14 protein-coding genes and 1 riboswitch are annotated in these 14,714 nt (G+C 44.4%); of the genes, 5 read left to right on the top strand and 9 right to left on the bottom strand.

Features of this window, described 5'->3' with window-relative positions; all coding sequences use genetic code 11:
* Window positions 1-370: 370 nt before the first annotated feature.
* Complete coding sequence (gene ompW, locus AB4232_RS05220) at window positions 371-1,018, top strand: outer membrane protein OmpW (protein WP_012601085.1); 648 nt, start codon at window positions 371-373, stop codon at window positions 1,016-1,018.
* Window positions 1,019-1,235: 217 nt separating this feature from the next.
* On the opposite strand, the gene AB4232_RS05215 is transcribed toward ompW, so the two are convergent.
* The gene (locus AB4232_RS05215; RefSeq protein ID WP_009846263.1) at window positions 1,236-1,955 is read right to left on the bottom strand and encodes an SDR family oxidoreductase; all 720 of its coding nucleotides are present in this window, start codon (window positions 1,953-1,955) and stop codon (window positions 1,236-1,238) included.
* A 250-nt stretch (window positions 1,956-2,205) separates the two neighbouring features.
* On the opposite strand from AB4232_RS05215, the gene AB4232_RS05210 reads away from it, so the two are divergent.
* Entirely contained in the window at window positions 2,206-3,111 is a 906-nt protein-coding gene (locus AB4232_RS05210; RefSeq protein ID WP_135382747.1) for a LysR family transcriptional regulator, read from the top strand.
* 53 nt (window positions 3,112-3,164) lie between these two features.
* On the opposite strand, the gene AB4232_RS05205 is transcribed toward AB4232_RS05210, so the two are convergent.
* Window positions 3,165-3,503, bottom strand: a complete 339-nt coding sequence (locus tag AB4232_RS05205) for a helix-turn-helix domain-containing protein (protein WP_004733017.1) — start codon at window positions 3,501-3,503, stop codon at window positions 3,165-3,167.
* Between the two features lie 105 nt (window positions 3,504-3,608).
* Between AB4232_RS05205 and AB4232_RS05200 the strand changes: the two genes are divergently transcribed.
* On the top strand, window positions 3,609-4,376 hold the full coding sequence (locus AB4232_RS05200; RefSeq protein ID WP_135382748.1) for an SDR family NAD(P)-dependent oxidoreductase: 768 nt from the start codon (window positions 3,609-3,611) through the stop codon (window positions 4,374-4,376).
* A gap of 135 nt (window positions 4,377-4,511) precedes the next feature.
* The gene (locus tag AB4232_RS05195; protein ID WP_135382749.1) at window positions 4,512-5,165 is read left to right on the top strand and encodes a cupin domain-containing protein; all 654 of its coding nucleotides are present in this window, start codon (window positions 4,512-4,514) and stop codon (window positions 5,163-5,165) included.
* Window positions 5,166-5,240: 75 nt separating this feature from the next.
* Here the strand turns inward: AB4232_RS05195 and AB4232_RS05190 are convergent, their stop codons facing one another.
* Window positions 5,241-5,879 (bottom strand): NAD(P)-dependent oxidoreductase, encoded by a 639-nt coding sequence (locus AB4232_RS05190; RefSeq protein ID WP_135382750.1) that lies wholly within the window; start codon window positions 5,877-5,879, stop codon window positions 5,241-5,243.
* A gap of 154 nt (window positions 5,880-6,033) precedes the next feature.
* Here AB4232_RS05190 and AB4232_RS05185 point away from each other — a divergent pair, with 154 nt between their 5' ends.
* Window positions 6,034-6,930, top strand: a complete 897-nt coding sequence (locus tag AB4232_RS05185; protein ID WP_102344376.1) for a LysR family transcriptional regulator — start codon at window positions 6,034-6,036, stop codon at window positions 6,928-6,930.
* 128 nt (window positions 6,931-7,058) lie between these two features.
* On the opposite strand, the gene AB4232_RS05180 is transcribed toward AB4232_RS05185, so the two are convergent.
* The 6 genes from AB4232_RS05180 to ribB all read right to left on the bottom strand — a co-directional run bounded on the left by AB4232_RS05180 (window position 7,059) and on the right by ribB (window position 14,181).
* Window positions 7,059-7,922, bottom strand: a complete 864-nt coding sequence (locus AB4232_RS05180) for a hypothetical protein (protein ID WP_017097986.1) — start codon at window positions 7,920-7,922, stop codon at window positions 7,059-7,061.
* A gap of 402 nt (window positions 7,923-8,324) precedes the next feature.
* Window positions 8,325-9,785 (bottom strand): ABC transporter ATP-binding protein, encoded by a 1,461-nt coding sequence (locus AB4232_RS05175; protein WP_372086457.1) that lies wholly within the window; start codon window positions 9,783-9,785, stop codon window positions 8,325-8,327.
* Window positions 9,782-10,660 carry an ABC transporter permease gene (locus AB4232_RS05170; RefSeq protein ID WP_372086455.1) on the bottom strand — a complete coding sequence of 293 codons (879 nt, stop codon included), beginning with the start codon at window positions 10,658-10,660 and terminating at the stop codon, window positions 9,782-9,784. The genes AB4232_RS05175 and AB4232_RS05170 overlap by 4 nt, the downstream gene beginning before the upstream one ends.
* A complete protein-coding gene (locus AB4232_RS05165; RefSeq protein WP_372086453.1) occupies window positions 10,657-11,670 on the bottom strand; it encodes an ABC transporter permease in 1,014 nt (337 codons plus the stop codon). The genes AB4232_RS05170 and AB4232_RS05165 overlap by 4 nt, the downstream gene beginning before the upstream one ends.
* The gene (locus AB4232_RS05160; protein ID WP_372086451.1) at window positions 11,663-13,198 is read right to left on the bottom strand and encodes an ABC transporter substrate-binding protein; all 1,536 of its coding nucleotides are present in this window, start codon (window positions 13,196-13,198) and stop codon (window positions 11,663-11,665) included. Before AB4232_RS05160 ends, AB4232_RS05165 begins: the two co-directional genes overlap by 8 nt.
* A gap of 326 nt (window positions 13,199-13,524) precedes the next feature.
* Complete coding sequence (gene ribB, locus AB4232_RS05155; protein WP_004733029.1) at window positions 13,525-14,181, bottom strand: 3,4-dihydroxy-2-butanone-4-phosphate synthase; 657 nt, start codon at window positions 14,179-14,181, stop codon at window positions 13,525-13,527.
* 348 nt (window positions 14,182-14,529) lie between these two features.
* A riboswitch (FMN riboswitch) is annotated at window positions 14,530-14,680 on the bottom strand.
* Between the last annotated feature and the right edge of the window lie 34 nt (window positions 14,681-14,714).

Below are 14,714 nucleotides of genomic sequence, written 5' to 3'. Positions count from 1 at the left end.
AACATAGACTTGCAAGCGCTAAGCCAAATGTAACCCATTGAATATTAAACGAGATGAGAATGAATTTTGCGAGATTGCACCAAGTTGATGCGTACGAGGTGTTGGCTTGCTCTATTTTGATCCAAACAGATCCGGGCAAGGTGAATGGGTTAAATTAACAAAATGACGCACGGGAAAGCTGCATTACAAAATTGTCAATAAAATGAAGCAATAAAGTGATCAAGTCGATGCAAATTTACATAAGTTCTCACAAGTTTTCACAAATTGATTTCCATCAATAAAGTAGGGTTATTATATGCTACCTTGCACGCAAAATAAGAAATGATTACTCATTCACCAATAACGATTAAGCCCTCAAAAGGAAATTATAATGAAAAAAACAGTATGTGGTATTGCGGTTGTTGCGGCTCTTATGTCAACTAGTGCTTTTGCTCATAAAGAAGGTGATTTCATCATCCGTGCTGGTGCCGCAATAGTGTCTCCTAACGATAGCAGTGGAGATGTTTTGGAGACATCGGGTTCAAAATTTGGTGTGGATTCAAACACCCAACTTGGATTGACATTTGGCTACATGTTTACAGACAACATCAGTCTTGAGATTCTTGCAGCGACGCCGTTCTCCCATACAATTTCTACAAACCATGGTGGTTTAGGTGATATCGCCGAGACAAAACACTTACCACCAACGTTGATGGTTCAGTACTACTTCGGCGAAGCAAACAGCAAGTTCCGTCCTTACGTAGGTGCTGGTATTAACTACACCGTATTCTTTGACGAAGAGCTTAATGGTGCGGCTAAAGATGCTGGTTTAAGTGACTTGTCCCTTGATGATTCGTGGGGACTGGCTGCGAATGTTGGTATGGATTACATGATCAACGACGACTGGTTTTTAAACGCATCCGTCTGGTACGCAGACATCGATACTACAGCCAAGTACAAGGCTGGTGGGAAACAGTACTCAACTGACGTTGATATTGATCCATGGGTATTCATGATCGGTGGTGGTTACAACTTCTAATCAACATCTTTAGTTTGTTAAAAGCGCTCAAGCTCCAGCCAGCTTGGGCGCTTTTTTCTTTTGATCAACAACGTCACAAACAACGCAAGCAAATCATGCATGAGTAAAAATTGATGTGGCGATTGCAATCATCGTTACCACCAAAACGAAAGCGCCACTACTTGTTAAGTAGTGGCGTTTTTTAGTTCATCGCTTATTTAGTAGCGATAGCAAAGGCCTATGGCTGTTGCTTAGTTGGTGCTAGAGCAATCTCACGGATACATACATTCTGTGGTTGTTGGTAAGCGTACGATACCGCGCGAGCAATATCGTCAGCAGCCAGTACGCCGCCCATGTCTTCTTTCCAAGAATCGTAACCGTCTTTGATTTCTTGAGATGTAGTGTGAGACAGAAGTTCAGTCTCTACAGCACCCGGTGCGATAGTGGTAACACGAACATTTGAAGCCGCCACTTCTTCACGAACGTTCTCAGAAATAGCGTGTACCGCGAATTTAGTACCACAGTAAGCAGCGTGGCTTGGGAATGTTTTCTTACCCGCGATTGAGCTGATGTTGATGATAGTACCTGTATTGCGTTCCATCATAGGAGCAAGTACAGACTGCATGCCGTTTAGAAGGCCAATCACGTTCACGTCGAACATTGTCTTCCACTCTTGAGCGTCTTGAGTATCGATTTGACCAAGAAGCATTGCACCAGCGTTGTTGATAAGCGCGTCTACAGGGCCAAATTTCGCTTCACCTTGTGCGATTGCTGCATCAAAAGACGCTTTGTCTGTTACGTCTACTTTTACTGACAGTGAGTTTGGTAGGTTCAGCGCTTCAAGGCGGTCAACACGACGAGCTAAAAGTAGCAGAGGGTGACCTTCATCGCTTAGACGACGAGCGATTGCTTCACCAATACCAGAGCTTGCACCTGTAATTACGATTAGTTTTTTCATTTTATTTCCTCTGTACTTTTATTGCGTCGGTTGGCTACGACGTGTTGTTTAAGTGCATTCGAATCAAGTGCTTGTTGCCTTGCTTCGTTGCGATGGAGGTATATTAAGGAAAATAGCATTGTTGATATATAGCGCTTTACTTGAAACACTGTTGCTGTGATGCAACAATAAAGGTGTTCACTTTATAGCTTTATAGCGTCATAACTCTATAGCTTCATCACTTCTAAATTTCACAAGTAAGCTGGCGACCATGCTCAATCAAATTAACCTATCTGATATTCGTTCTTTCGTGCTTATCGCTCGTTTAGGTAACTTCACCAAAGCGGCGGAGGAGCTTGATGTGTCTCGTTCCCACGTATCACGCCAAGTGAGTAGCTTAGAAAAGCAGATGGGCGTGACGTTGTTTATCCGCACCACTCGAACTTTAAGACTGACGCATGCAGGGCAAGATCTGTACGCGAGATGTGAACAAGCCTTAGATAATATAGACCAAGCTCTGATTGCTGCTGTGGACGATGTCGAAGAAGTACGTGGCGACATAAAAGTAAACTGTGTCGGGGGTTATCTTGGTGAAGTGATCATCGCGGATCTGGTCAATGAGTTTATGCAGCTCTACCCAGACATCAGTATTAGCCTTGATTTTAGTAGCAACCGAGTGGATCTGATTGAAGATGCTTTCGATATCGCTTTTCGCATGGGAAGCTTAGAAGACGCGGGCTTTATCGCAAGAAAGCTTTTGGACATTGAGATGGGAACACTCGCGAGTCCTGAGTATTTCGCTCGCAAAGGAAAGCCAAATCACCCTAAAGATCTAATCCATCATGATTGCTTAACGGGGTCAGTGCGTAAGTGGAGTTTTCAAGCGTTGGATGACACCAAGAAAACGGTCGATGTGCATGTGACGGGCAGGCTGCAATGTAAAAATGGCCGAGTGTTGGTACAGGGGGCGAAATCAGGCAACGGAATTATTCGTGTGCCAACCATCTATTGTTTACAAGAACTCAATGACGGACAACTAGAGCAGGTGTTTGATGAGTGGGTGGTGCCTAAAGTGGACTTTTCAGCGATCTACCATCGAGACCGCTATCAACCAAGTCGAATTCGAACCTTCATTGATTTCGTAAAAGATCGCTTTGAGCGAATGCCAGTCAGCTAAATGGCGCGGCCTACCTTCCTCTTTCTTTTCGCAATAGTTGGACTGGCTTGGGCTTACATCTCGTCGATTTCGTTTTGTAGGTTTTCCAGCTGGTCTAGAATCAACAAGAACTTCTCGCCGAACGGCGTCACTTGGTACTCAACTCTTGGTGGCAGTTCGTTGAACATTTGCTTATCTAAAATCCCGAATTCTACATTTCGCTTCAAACATTCATTCAACACCTTGGTCGATAACCCTTCTACTGAGCGCACCATTTCACCGGGGCGATTAATGCCATTTGCCAATAATTGGTAAACCGTTAGCGACCATTTACAGCCATAGATGGTTTCGACCATGCGAGCTGAACGCTCTGGTGCTGATTTTCTTGAAAAAAAGTTTTCCTGATTTTTCATAAAGATGTACCAATAAGTACCTACCTAACCGATTTGTACTTACTATTCATAGTGTTAGTTCAAAGCCTAAGATTACCACGTTCACATGACTTAGGAGATAACAAAATGAACTTCACTAAAAATGGTATTGCAGTAGTAATCGGTGGCACAAGTGGTATGGGCTTTGAAACAGCGAAGCAGTTAGTTGCTCAAAACATCCATGTGTTGGTGGTCGGCAATAACCCAGCTAAGTTAGATAAAGCGGTGTCAGAACTTCAATCACTAGGCCACGCCTCTGGTTGGCAAGCTAACCTTTATGATGATGCAAGTGTATCGAATCTTATTGCGCATCTAGAGTCACTTGAAGAGGGTATTGGTTACCTTGTTAATGCGGCTGGCTATTTCAACCCTAAAGCGTTTATTGAGCATCAAGAGTCTGATTACGAGCAATACATGCAGCTCAACAAAGCAACTTTCTTTATCACTCAAGCTGTCAGCAAGTTGATGATCAAAAACGGTGGCGGAAACGTGGTAAACGTGGGCTCTATGTGGGCTAAACAAGCGATAAAAGCGACGCCATCTTCTGCCTATTCAATGGCTAAAGCTGGCTTGCACGCATTAACACAGCACATGGCAATGGAACTGGCTGAACATAATATTCGTGTGAATGCGGTTTCTCCGGCTGTGGTTAAAACACCGATTTACGAATCTTTCATTAAACCTGAAGAAGTGGATCAAGCGCTAGAAGGCTTCAACGCATTCCATCCGATTGGTCGAGTAGGTTTGCCGAAAGACATCGCAAACAGCATCTCTTTCCTATTGTCTGACAGTGCCGATTGGGTAACGGGTGCAATCTGGGATGTTGATGGTGGCGTGATCGCTGGCCGCAATTAATCAGGATTCTTTTTAGGTGGCTGTCGCGCAGGCAAAATAGCAGCGAGATGGCCTCCTTGATGAGTATTCGCGTAGAATAAAAGCTAGAAAGATAATAAGAATAATTAAAACGATAACAAGAGTAAGGTCGCCATTATGTTCAACATGGACTTTTCAAAGAAACTGGTTATTGAAACCGAATCATTAGATTGGATTGCAAGCCCTGCTAAAGGGGTGTGGCGCAAGCCGTTAGAAAGAGAAGAGAAAGAATCGGGTCACACGACTAGCGTGGTGAAATACGACCCTCAATCTTCATTCTCCGAACACCCACATCCGCAAGGAGAAGAGATCTTCGTATTAGAGGGTGTATTTTCTGATGAAACTGGAGATTTCCCTGCGGGCACTTATATCCGTAATCCCCCGGGCAGTGCGCATTCTCCATCGAGTAAAGATGGCTGCACGATCTTGGTTAAGCTCAACCAGTTTGACGCGAGAGACTTAACTCAAGTTCGAATCAATACGCTAGAAACGGAGTGGCTTCCGGGCATTGGTGGCTTACAAGTCATGCCACTGCATGAGTTCGAGCACGAACATGTCGCTTTAGTGAAGTGGCCTGTTGGCGAACGTTTTCAGCCGCACCGTCACTTTGGTGGAGAAGAGATCTTCGTGTTGACTGGCACTTTCAAAGATGAACACGGCGTGTACCCGAAACATACTTGGATGCGTAGCCCTCACATGAGCGAGCATTTCCCTTATGTGGAAGAAGAGACGGTTATCCTAGTGAAAACGGGTCACTTGCCATTGGATTAAAGGAATGCTCAATATAAATATGAGAAAGCCGCATTGTTTTGAACAAGCGGCTTTTTTAGTTTTTATATGAATTGACTAGTAAGCGACACCAATACGTTGGCGCGGGAACTTGCCAGCTTCGAGCTCATCAATCATCGCGATAGCGTAATCGCTGACTGAAATTTTGCTGTTGCCATCTTCGTCGGTGAGCAGCTGGTCGCCACCAGTACGGTAGGTCGATAGTTTCTCACCCGGGAATATTTCTGCTGCAGGGCTAACAAACGTCCAGTTCACTTCGCTGTTCGATTGCTTGAACACTTCAAGAGCTTCACCCTGTGCTAGCGCTTCATTTTTATAATCCGCAGGGAAGTCCGGAACGGTCACTAGCGGTACGTTTGGCGCCACTTCTAGTGAGCCTGCACCACCAACCCAAAGTAGGCGCTCGATACCAATGCTCGGTAATGTTGCCAGCAATTTAGCCGCAGTATTTTTTACGATTTCGTGATTACCCAGAGCACGTCCGCCAATCGAAGTAATTACTGTATCAACGCCGGATAGTGCGTTTGCTAGACTAGCGGCTTCATCTTGTAAATCAAATGAACGAACTTCAATGCCCTTGGTTTCCACGCGGTCTGCATCTCTTACAACAGCAACTACGTCGTGACCACGAGATTGAGCTTCTTGAGCGATGTGACTACCAATCCAGCCTGATGCGCCTAATACTGCAATTTTCATAATGTCTCTCCAATTATCTAATTTATTGAGTCTGTTTCTCGACAGCCATTGCAGTCTAATAGCTCACTAGGTTGCGATAAATATCGTAAAATGATGTAGATTGTATCTATACAGTTATCTAATAGGCTTGGTTAAGTCGGCAAGGGAGAGTGTGATGGACAGGTTGACGGCGATGCGTAGCTTTGTTGAAGTCGCAAATTGCGCCAGTTTTACTCAAGCAGCAGAGCATTTGGACATGAGCCGTTTACAGGTTTCACGGCATGTTCAAGAGATCGAAGGGTGGTTAAAACAAAGGTTACTGCACAGAACGACTCGTAAGGTCAGTTTGACAGCGGCAGGAGAGATTGCGCTGCAACGTTGCGAGAAGATACTCCATGAAACCGCAGAGCTAGAAGTCACTTCACTCAATCAAACCGACGATCTTTCAGGGGTAATTCGAATTGCAGCGCCGATTGGTTTAACTCAAAACATGCTGTTGGATGTGGTCGAGCAATTCACAGAGCTTCACCCTAATATCACGGTCGAGTTGTTTGCATCGGATCGTTTTGCGCAGCTGGTGGATGAAAGAATCGATATTGCCCTTCGCTATACTGACCAACCTGACGATAGCTTGATTGCTCGAAAGCTAATGGAAATTGATTCAGTGGTGTGTGCCTCTCAAGTCTACCTAGACAAGCACGGAGAACCTGAAACGGTCGAAGCACTTCGACAGCATAACTGCTTTCGCCATTTGAGTGTTTCTAAGTGGGATTTCGTTAAGGATAACCAGCACTATTCGGTTGAGGTGTCTGGCACTATCAAGGCTAACGATGTTGGGGTATTAACTCGCGCCGCACAGCATGGAAAAGGGATTGTTCGCTTACCTTGTGATTTAGCCAATCCGTTGATTGCAGAAGGGAAGTTGAAACGAATTTTGGATGATTTTGTTTCACCGAGTAGTGTGCTTTGGGCGGTGTATTTATCTCGCAGTTACCAGCTTCCTATAGTTCGTCAGTTTATTGATTTTGCCGCGGAAGTTTGGTCTAGCGATATTAAGTCTGGTGATGTTTGAGGTTATATATCTTAAGTACACAAGTACACAAGGCATAAACACATAAATACAAAAATCCGATATCAAAGGTGATATCGGATCTGAACTCAATCATTCAGAGTTCCACACGCTCTCCTCTCACGAAGTCTTTACACGTATCTGTGTACCGATAATCGGGTGTTTATCGCCTTATCGTTGATGTCAGGTAAAGGCTGATACAAGTTTCTAGTAATGTCGGATAATACTTGGTCGTAAACTTGCGATACGACGCTAGAAATATCACTGGTTAATTCGTATAAGCTATCTGTCGGTTGGGTTAATTCGTTGCTCGATGCGATTTCTGCGAGTGCATGCATCGCTCGAGTGCAAACTGGTGATCCACTGCTAATAGGGCAGATAATTGACAATTGGTTGAGTTTACGGTGAGTCTGAGATGCATAGAATTTGAATCTCGCATACTCCTCAGGTATTTCCGTATTCGACTTTTCTATCCCAGGGATGGCCATTCTCAACTTGGTAAGGATCTCCATACAATCTAAGATCTGTTGCCAGTTCATGTGGTACTCACGGCTCATGTCTTCTCGTTCTGATTGAATCAGCCAGATGATCATCACTTCATCCATCAAGAACATGCTGTGACGAATCGTTTTTCCATGAATCGATTGATTACGTACTAAGCTACGGTTTTGCCAGTCATTGTGCATAGCGATGAGTTTGAGGTGATAAATGCGATACATCGGACGGCTGTCAAACGACACATGAGATTGAAGCAGTTCAGATACCTCAAGTATGTTGTCGTAAATCTGATTCACTTTTCGAATTGAGTCGCTCGTCAATTGATACGCCAGAGCATAATGCGTTGCCGCGCGATGTTTGCGTGATAGCAACAATAACTGTCTGAGTAGAACTAAGGTTTCAAACCGGTGTGATAGCGCTGTTTGTCTCTTCTTTGAGAAATGAAACAGCGCTGCAAGTACTAATAGGGATAAACCCACTGAAATAACGACCAACATATTCAACTCCTAATATCTGAATACCTACTTAGTGGTAGTTCACGATTTGTGCCAAAATTGATAAACATTATATTTCAACGACTTATATTTTAAGCCCGCTTGTGGATGACCAATACTGGTGCATCACCTCACCATTCGAGTGAGTGCGATAGAAGAGGTTAGAGGTTTTTATAGTTTCTAGACTTTGCTATGGCTGAAGCACAAATAGCTTCAATCTGGCTAACCTCTTATGCAAGGTTAGTCAGATTGGGTTACACAGAGATGTACATTCAGTGAGTATATAGTGAAGGTATGACTAAAGATTTACGGCGAATGTACCACTGAGAAGACAGATAACCGCGAAGCTCGTTTAGGTCGATAGCCCAATAGCCCAATAGCCCAATAAGTCGATCGTTCCAGAAATCAATAGCGCGATAAGTCGATCACTTTATGACACAGCTTACTCAAAGCCAGTTGATCATGGCTGATCAAAATTAGGCCGCAGTTAGCTTCTTTCGATACTTCAACAATTAACCTTAGCGTTTGTGCTGCAGTGATGGGGTCTAATCGTGATGAGGGTTCATCTGCAATTAACAGTTTTGGGCTCATCAGTAGCGCTCGTAAAATGGCGAACCTCTGTAATTCTCCTCCGGATACTTGGCTTGAAGGACGCTCAAGCAATGCAGAATCAAGGCTCAATCTATCTAGAAGTACGGGTATCTTGGAGCGATTTAGCTTGTGAAGCGCACACAAGTCATCAAGCAACGTTTTTAGTGTTGTGTGAGGGGAGTGCGCACTGGGTGGATCTTGGTAAAGCTTAAGGCGTTGTCCTTTTTCGATTTTTTGAACCCAGTCGATATTGCCGGAAAAGTCGTGATGCAACCCTAGTAAAGTATCGGCGAGAGAAGATTTTCCGCATCCGCTGTCACCATAAACTCCCAGTATTTCACCGTGTGATAATGAGAACGTCAGATCTGAAAAGAGTGTTCTTTGATCGCGGTAAATAGCTAAACCTTCAACTTCAAGAAGTAGCTTCTGCCCGCTTTGTATACCAACCTCTGAGGGAGCAGCGTGACTATTTGATTCATTTGAAGGTTGCGAGGAAGCTGGCTGCTCAAGAGACCAATACTCAGGTTGCGCTTGTATTAGCGCTTTTGTGTAGGCCGCTTGTGGCTGATCTAAAATGGCTTTAGCGTCTCCCCTTTCAACAATTGCCCCTTCTTTCATGACAATGATGTCACCACCTAACATTTTAGCCAGTTTAATGTCGTGAGTGATGGTGAGCAGGCCACCGGGTTTGCCATTTTCAAGTTGTTGGCAGTGAGAAAGGAGAAGTTGCCCAACGTGATCACGTCGGCTTTCGTCTAAGCCTTTTGTGGGTTCATCGGCAATTAACAGTTTGCCTCCAGCTTGTGTCGCACATAAGTACGCAGCACGTTGCGCCATTCCGCCCGAGAGTTCAAATGGGTGTTTATCTCCATCTTTGCCCAGATCCATTTGTTGAAGTGCATGATGGGTGAGTGTGTCACTCTGGGAGCGATCTTCGTTTAAAACCAGCTTATGAACTTCGCTTATCTGCGATCCTATAGTCCGAAGCGGGTTGAGTGCTAACCAAGGTTCTTGAGGTAGCAAAGCGATTTCTTTACCCCAAAACCGTTCTCGATTTAAAGGGTTAAGCTCATTAAACAAAGTAATGTCGCCCTCTGGTTTTAAGGCATCAGGCAATGTGCCGGCGATAGCTGCCGCGATTAGGCTTTTCCCCGCCCCTGTTTCGCCCAAAATGGTGAGCGGACGCTGAGGGTATAAGTCTAAGTTTAAGCTCTGGACTAAGATTTGAGCATCAGTATGAATCGACAGGTTTTCAATTTTTAACATTGCGTTCATGCTGTTACTCCTTTATCCGTTTGTTTGACTAGTTGGGTTTTTTCTTGTTTAGCTCCCGGTTCTCTATGCGCATGGTTTTTTGAGGATTGCGTGTGACGTTTTCCTTGAGCTAATAAATGAAAGCTTAATACCAGAAGAAAAACGGTCAGTACCGGTTGAATCAAAACCCAAGGGGCTTGGTGGTAGTAACGGAATAGTTCAACCATCATTAAGCCGAGCTCAGCTTCTGGCGGCTTGAGCCCAACATGCAGAAAGCCTAAAGACGCGAGTGCCAGTATTGAATTACCCGTACCAAAACAGAACAGGGTGAATAAATCATTTCGGCAATCTGGCCATAAGTGACGCTTGAATATATACCAGTGGTTGAACCCATAAAGCCGAGAGGCTTCTACTGCAGGTGACTGAATGAGTGACAACGTTCGGTTGCGTGACACGCGGAAAAAATCCACCCACAGCATGAGCGATATGGCGATATATAGAATGAGGAATGATCCAGGAACCATTGCCGCAAAAAGTAAAACAAGAATTAAGCCGGGCATGGCGAGTATCATGTTCACGTTGAATGAAAAGATTTTATCCCACCATCCTTGTTTCCAGCCGGCTATTACTCCCATTGACGTCCCTAATAGCGCAGCCGTGGTAATACTGATTAATGCCATGGAAAGTGAGGTGGTAATGGCGTGGCTTAATCTCGCTAAATTACTGCGTCCAAAATGGTCTCTGCCTAAAGGTTCTTCAACAGAAGGCGTTGTGAATGCAAGGTCTAAATTTTGCTTGGCAATATCACCTTGATAGACAGTCCGTTCTAGCATGACTAGGCATAATAAGGCGGCTAAGATAATCAGACCTAACCATTGCGGTTTTGTTAAATTCATACGATCTTAACCTTCTTTTTTTCGGGTTCTGCTTGTTGTTTATTAGGTGCAAATTTTGAAAATAAAGCAGAGGGTTTATTCGCGCGTTGCCTTGGATCCAATTGGTAGTTAACAAGATCGACTAAGGTATTGATGACCACAAACAAAAGTCCCATCAGCAGAGCAGAACCTTGAATCATTGGAATATCTCGACGGAAAATCGCATGCGCCAATGCATGCCCAATACCTGGCCAGGAGAACAATGACTCGATCATAATGATCCCTTCAATTAACCCGGTTGCTTGAACACCAACAAAAGTAATAACAGGTAAAGCGATGTGTTTATGAGCGTGATGCTGAAAAGCTTGCGCCTCACTGAGTCCTTTTAAACGAGCGAATAAAAAGTGCGGTGCTGTGATGGCATCGTGAGTGGCGTTTCTTATAAGACGACTAGACATTGCAGCCAGCGATAGTGCCAAGGCGAGGGCGGGCAAAATGATAAACTCGACTCGACCAAAGCCTGCCACAGGAAGCCAATTCAGCTGTAACGAAAATATAATCACCAAGGCCAAACCTATTAGAAATACAGGCTGAGCTCTTAAGATGATGGAACCTAATAGCGAGAAGTTGTCTGCAAAAGAGTCGGTCCGTTTTCCACAATAAATACCGATTGGGATGGCAATGAGAAGAGAAATGACGGTCGCGACGACTGCTAATAAAATGGAGTGCCCGAGCTGGTGGCTGATTTCATCAATGACGGGGGTACCACTAATCAATGATGTTCCTAAATCAAAATGGAGAAGATCCCACAACCATTCGAGGTATAACTGCAAGCCAGAGCGATCAAGCCCTAACTCTTGGTAAACCGCTTGTGCCGCATCTGCATCCACATAATCGTACCCATAACGACCCGCTGCAATTCGAAAAGCAAAGTCGCCGGGTAACAAGCGCATTAAAATGAAAGTGAGTGTTCCGATACTCCAAGCCACAAAGCCGGCTTGGAGTACTCTTCGGATTAAGATATTAATCATTAATCGTCATCTCTGAGATACGATAGTTGATTTCAAATGGGTCAAATGAGAAGTGGTTAACACGTTCATTCACCGCGACTAATTGAGTGTAGAAAGTCACAGGAATCAGCGGCATTTCTTCCGCTAATATGGATGAAGCTTCTTGAGTCATTAGATTATATTGTTCTTGGTTTGGTTCAACCGATAGACGTTGAAGTAAGCTGCTGAACTCATCAGAAGACCAGTTCATTGGTCCCCAGTCACTGCCTTTATGGCTAGCAAAGTCGCGCATTAGTAAGGCTAGGGGATCCGCCGTAGTGCCAAAATTACGCGCCACGAGCGCCATTTCTAAGGTGCCGTCTTTGTGCTTTGATGGAATTGCACTTGAGTTATCGATAGAAACATTCACTTGAATGCCGACTTCTTTAAGCTGAGCTTGAATCGCGGTAGCTACGATAGGCAGTTCTGGTCTATCTGAGTAGGTAGTTAAAGTAATATCGAATGTTTTGCCTTCTCGCGAAAGGAGACCTTCCTCATTTTCCTGCCAACCTTGCCCTGAGAGTAATGTTTTCGCTTGGTCGATATTGCGCTGAGTTTGCTCAAGGTTATTGATGTGCCATGCGCCAAGAGAAGGGGCAAACAGTTGATAGGCTTCAGAGCCTGGAACGCGGACGATTTGTTTTGAAATACCCGTTCGGTCCAAAGCTAAACTGATAGCTTGACGCACATCTGAATGATTCAAAAATGGGTGTTCATTATTCAACTTAATTAGGATCGTTCTTGGGATTGACTCCATCACTAATTCAACATTTTTTGCTGACTCAAGTAGGTCGATACTGGCTGGATCGAGTGTGTAAACCAGATCGGCTTGACCGGTTTGTGCTAACAAAGCACGGCTTTCAGAGCGATGACCTGCAAGGTAGTGAACATGTTCAATCGAGGCTTTTGTGCCCCAGTAGTCAGCATTTTTGACAACATGCGCTTTATGAGGAGCTTGTAACTCTTGGATTTTATAAGGACCTGTACCACTCAGCTGTGCCACATTTCCTTGTTGATCAAACGAACTTGGTGCTGCAATCGCTGCCGTGTAATGCGCTAACACGGCCAGTAATGGTCGATAAGGTTGAGATAGTTCTATCACTAGAAGGTTGTCTGAAGCTGATATCTCTTTGATAGGTACACGCTTTAATACGCCAGGTTTTTTTAAAGCGTGAGAAAGAGAAGTTTGAACAGCTTGCGCGGTAAGCGGGGAGCCATCGTGGAAAACAACGTCTGGGCGCAATGTAAATTCCCAGCGTAAATTGTTTGCGCTAGTTGTCCATTCTTTCGCTAATAAAGGTGTGACGTTGCCTGATTTATCGATAGCGGTAAGCGCTTCAACGACTTGTAACCGTGTAAATAAATAGCCGTTTTTAGACAAATCTTGGTCGGTAAATTCGAAGGGACCAGAAATGTTGAGCGTTGTTGGTTGTGTTTCTTTTGATGGTAAAAATATCCATATGAGTAGTGCACTGATGGAAAGTAGCGCCAGTGCGGCAAGCTTTTTCATGCTTTTGTCCTAGTTATGAGTAATTACTTGATATGTTATAACATAACAGTTGCGTGTTGTTAATGATAATAGTTGCTAATTGGCTCGGTTTTTTATCGGACGTGAGTATGAAAAAAGCCCCACTGAAATCAGTGAGGCTCTAATTTTTGTATGCGGTTCTGATTCTAACAGGGTTTATTGGACGGTATCAGTCAGCTGTAAAAGCTGTTTGAGTGACAGTCACTATGCCCTGTTTAAAATAAGCTTGGCTCCATTGGTGAGCCTAGATCTGTTTAGGTCAATGCGCTTGAGTTAATATCGGGATACTAAGCACTAAGCACTAAACATTAAGCCAGTTTTAGGTCGAACTCAGTGCGGTACATCACCATATCTTCAATGGTCAGTACAGGCATGTTGTGCATTTTACCGAAAGCAACGATCTCTGGCGCTTTTGCCATCGTGCCGTCTGGGTTGGTAACTTCACACAGTACACCTGCCGATTGAAGACCTGCCATTTGCATTAGATCCACAGTACCTTCTGTGTGACCGCGGCGAGCCAGTACACCACCTTTACGCGCACGTAATGGGAATACGTGGCCAGGGCGAGCTAGGTCAGTAGGCTTAGCCGTTGGGTTTGCAGCTGTCTTGATCGTTGTTACACGGTCAGCGGCAGAAACACCTGTTGTTACGCCCACTTTCGCTTCGATAGTCACCGTAAACGCAGTTTGGTTTGCGCTGTTGTTATCAACAACCATAGGTGGAAGTTCAAGTTGGTTTGCTTGCTCGTCGGTTAGACACAGGCACACAATGCCGCTGCATTCGCGGATCATAAGCGCCATTTGAGCATTCGTTAGGTGTTCTACTGAGTAGATGATGTCGCCTTCGTTCTCACGATCTTCATCGTCAAGTAGAAGCACGCCACGACCTTCGCGCAGAGCTTGCAGTGCGTTTTCAACGCGAGTGATTGGTTCGCCAAATTCGGCAAGTAGTGAAGACTGATTCATGGTTAAACTCCTAAAATATCACCAGAATCAGGGCTGTATGAGGGATCTCAACCGAGCACAACAAAGCAGACTCATTACAAGTCGACTTGTACCAATCGTAGTAAACAACTGGTCATTCTAGCTGGTTAAAACCCTTGATAACGGCGTTAAAATTTTTGACTGTAGAATAACTACTTATCGAAAAATTTTGCCTTGTTCTCAAGCGTTTTTCCTGCGCTATCTCTGATCATTTATTTACTGTGATTGGTATTAGCTCATTATGGTTTTATCCAAAACGAAATGCACCCGTCTAAGTTGGAGGCATGAACCTAATAAATAGGTACACCTTTCCAACTTAAACGAGTGTGTTTTCATTCTCTCTCATCCGGACTATGACCGTCGGCTCTGGCATCTCACCAGATCTGCTGACCTCGACGAATCGAGCGCTCGCGGGCTTATCTTTAGATTTTGCTAAAAACATACCGCCGGTGGGGAATTTCGCCCCGCCCTGAGAATAAAAATTAATAATCTGTTTTGCTTTGAAAGCAGACCAG

The organism is Vibrio sp. 10N.286.46.A8 (assembly GCF_041470165.1).
Lineage (GTDB): Bacteria > Pseudomonadota > Gammaproteobacteria > Enterobacterales > Vibrionaceae > Vibrio > Vibrio tasmaniensis_A.
This window is presented reverse-complemented; position numbering and strand designations above follow the sequence as displayed.

Excerpts from the sequence above, each read along its gene's own strand:
- ompW (WP_012601085.1), top strand. The coding sequence starts at position 371 with ATGAAAAAAACAGTATGTGGTATTGCGGTTGTTGCGGCTCTTATGTCA.
- AB4232_RS05215 (WP_009846263.1), bottom strand. The coding sequence starts at position 1,955 with ATGAAAAAACTAATCGTAATTACAGGTGCAAGCTCTGGTATTGGTGAA.
- AB4232_RS05210 (WP_135382747.1), top strand. The coding sequence starts at position 2,206 with ATGCTCAATCAAATTAACCTATCTGATATTCGTTCTTTCGTGCTTATC.
- AB4232_RS05205 (WP_004733017.1), bottom strand. The coding sequence starts at position 3,503 with ATGAAAAATCAGGAAAACTTTTTTTCAAGAAAATCAGCACCAGAGCGT.
- AB4232_RS05200 (WP_135382748.1), top strand. The coding sequence starts at position 3,609 with ATGAACTTCACTAAAAATGGTATTGCAGTAGTAATCGGTGGCACAAGT.
- AB4232_RS05195 (WP_135382749.1), top strand. The coding sequence starts at position 4,512 with ATGTTCAACATGGACTTTTCAAAGAAACTGGTTATTGAAACCGAATCA.
- AB4232_RS05190 (WP_135382750.1), bottom strand. The coding sequence starts at position 5,879 with ATGAAAATTGCAGTATTAGGCGCATCAGGCTGGATTGGTAGTCACATC.
- AB4232_RS05185 (WP_102344376.1), top strand. The coding sequence starts at position 6,034 with ATGGACAGGTTGACGGCGATGCGTAGCTTTGTTGAAGTCGCAAATTGC.
- AB4232_RS05180 (WP_017097986.1), bottom strand. The coding sequence starts at position 7,922 with ATGTTGGTCGTTATTTCAGTGGGTTTATCCCTATTAGTACTTGCAGCG.
- AB4232_RS05175 (WP_372086457.1), bottom strand. The coding sequence starts at position 9,785 with ATGAACGCAATGTTAAAAATTGAAAACCTGTCGATTCATACTGATGCT.
- AB4232_RS05170 (WP_372086455.1), bottom strand. The coding sequence starts at position 10,660 with ATGAATTTAACAAAACCGCAATGGTTAGGTCTGATTATCTTAGCCGCC.
- AB4232_RS05165 (WP_372086453.1), bottom strand. The coding sequence starts at position 11,670 with ATGATTAATATCTTAATCCGAAGAGTACTCCAAGCCGGCTTTGTGGCT.
- AB4232_RS05160 (WP_372086451.1), bottom strand. The coding sequence starts at position 13,198 with ATGAAAAAGCTTGCCGCACTGGCGCTACTTTCCATCAGTGCACTACTC.
- ribB (WP_004733029.1), bottom strand. The coding sequence starts at position 14,181 with ATGAATCAGTCTTCACTACTTGCCGAATTTGGCGAACCAATCACTCGC.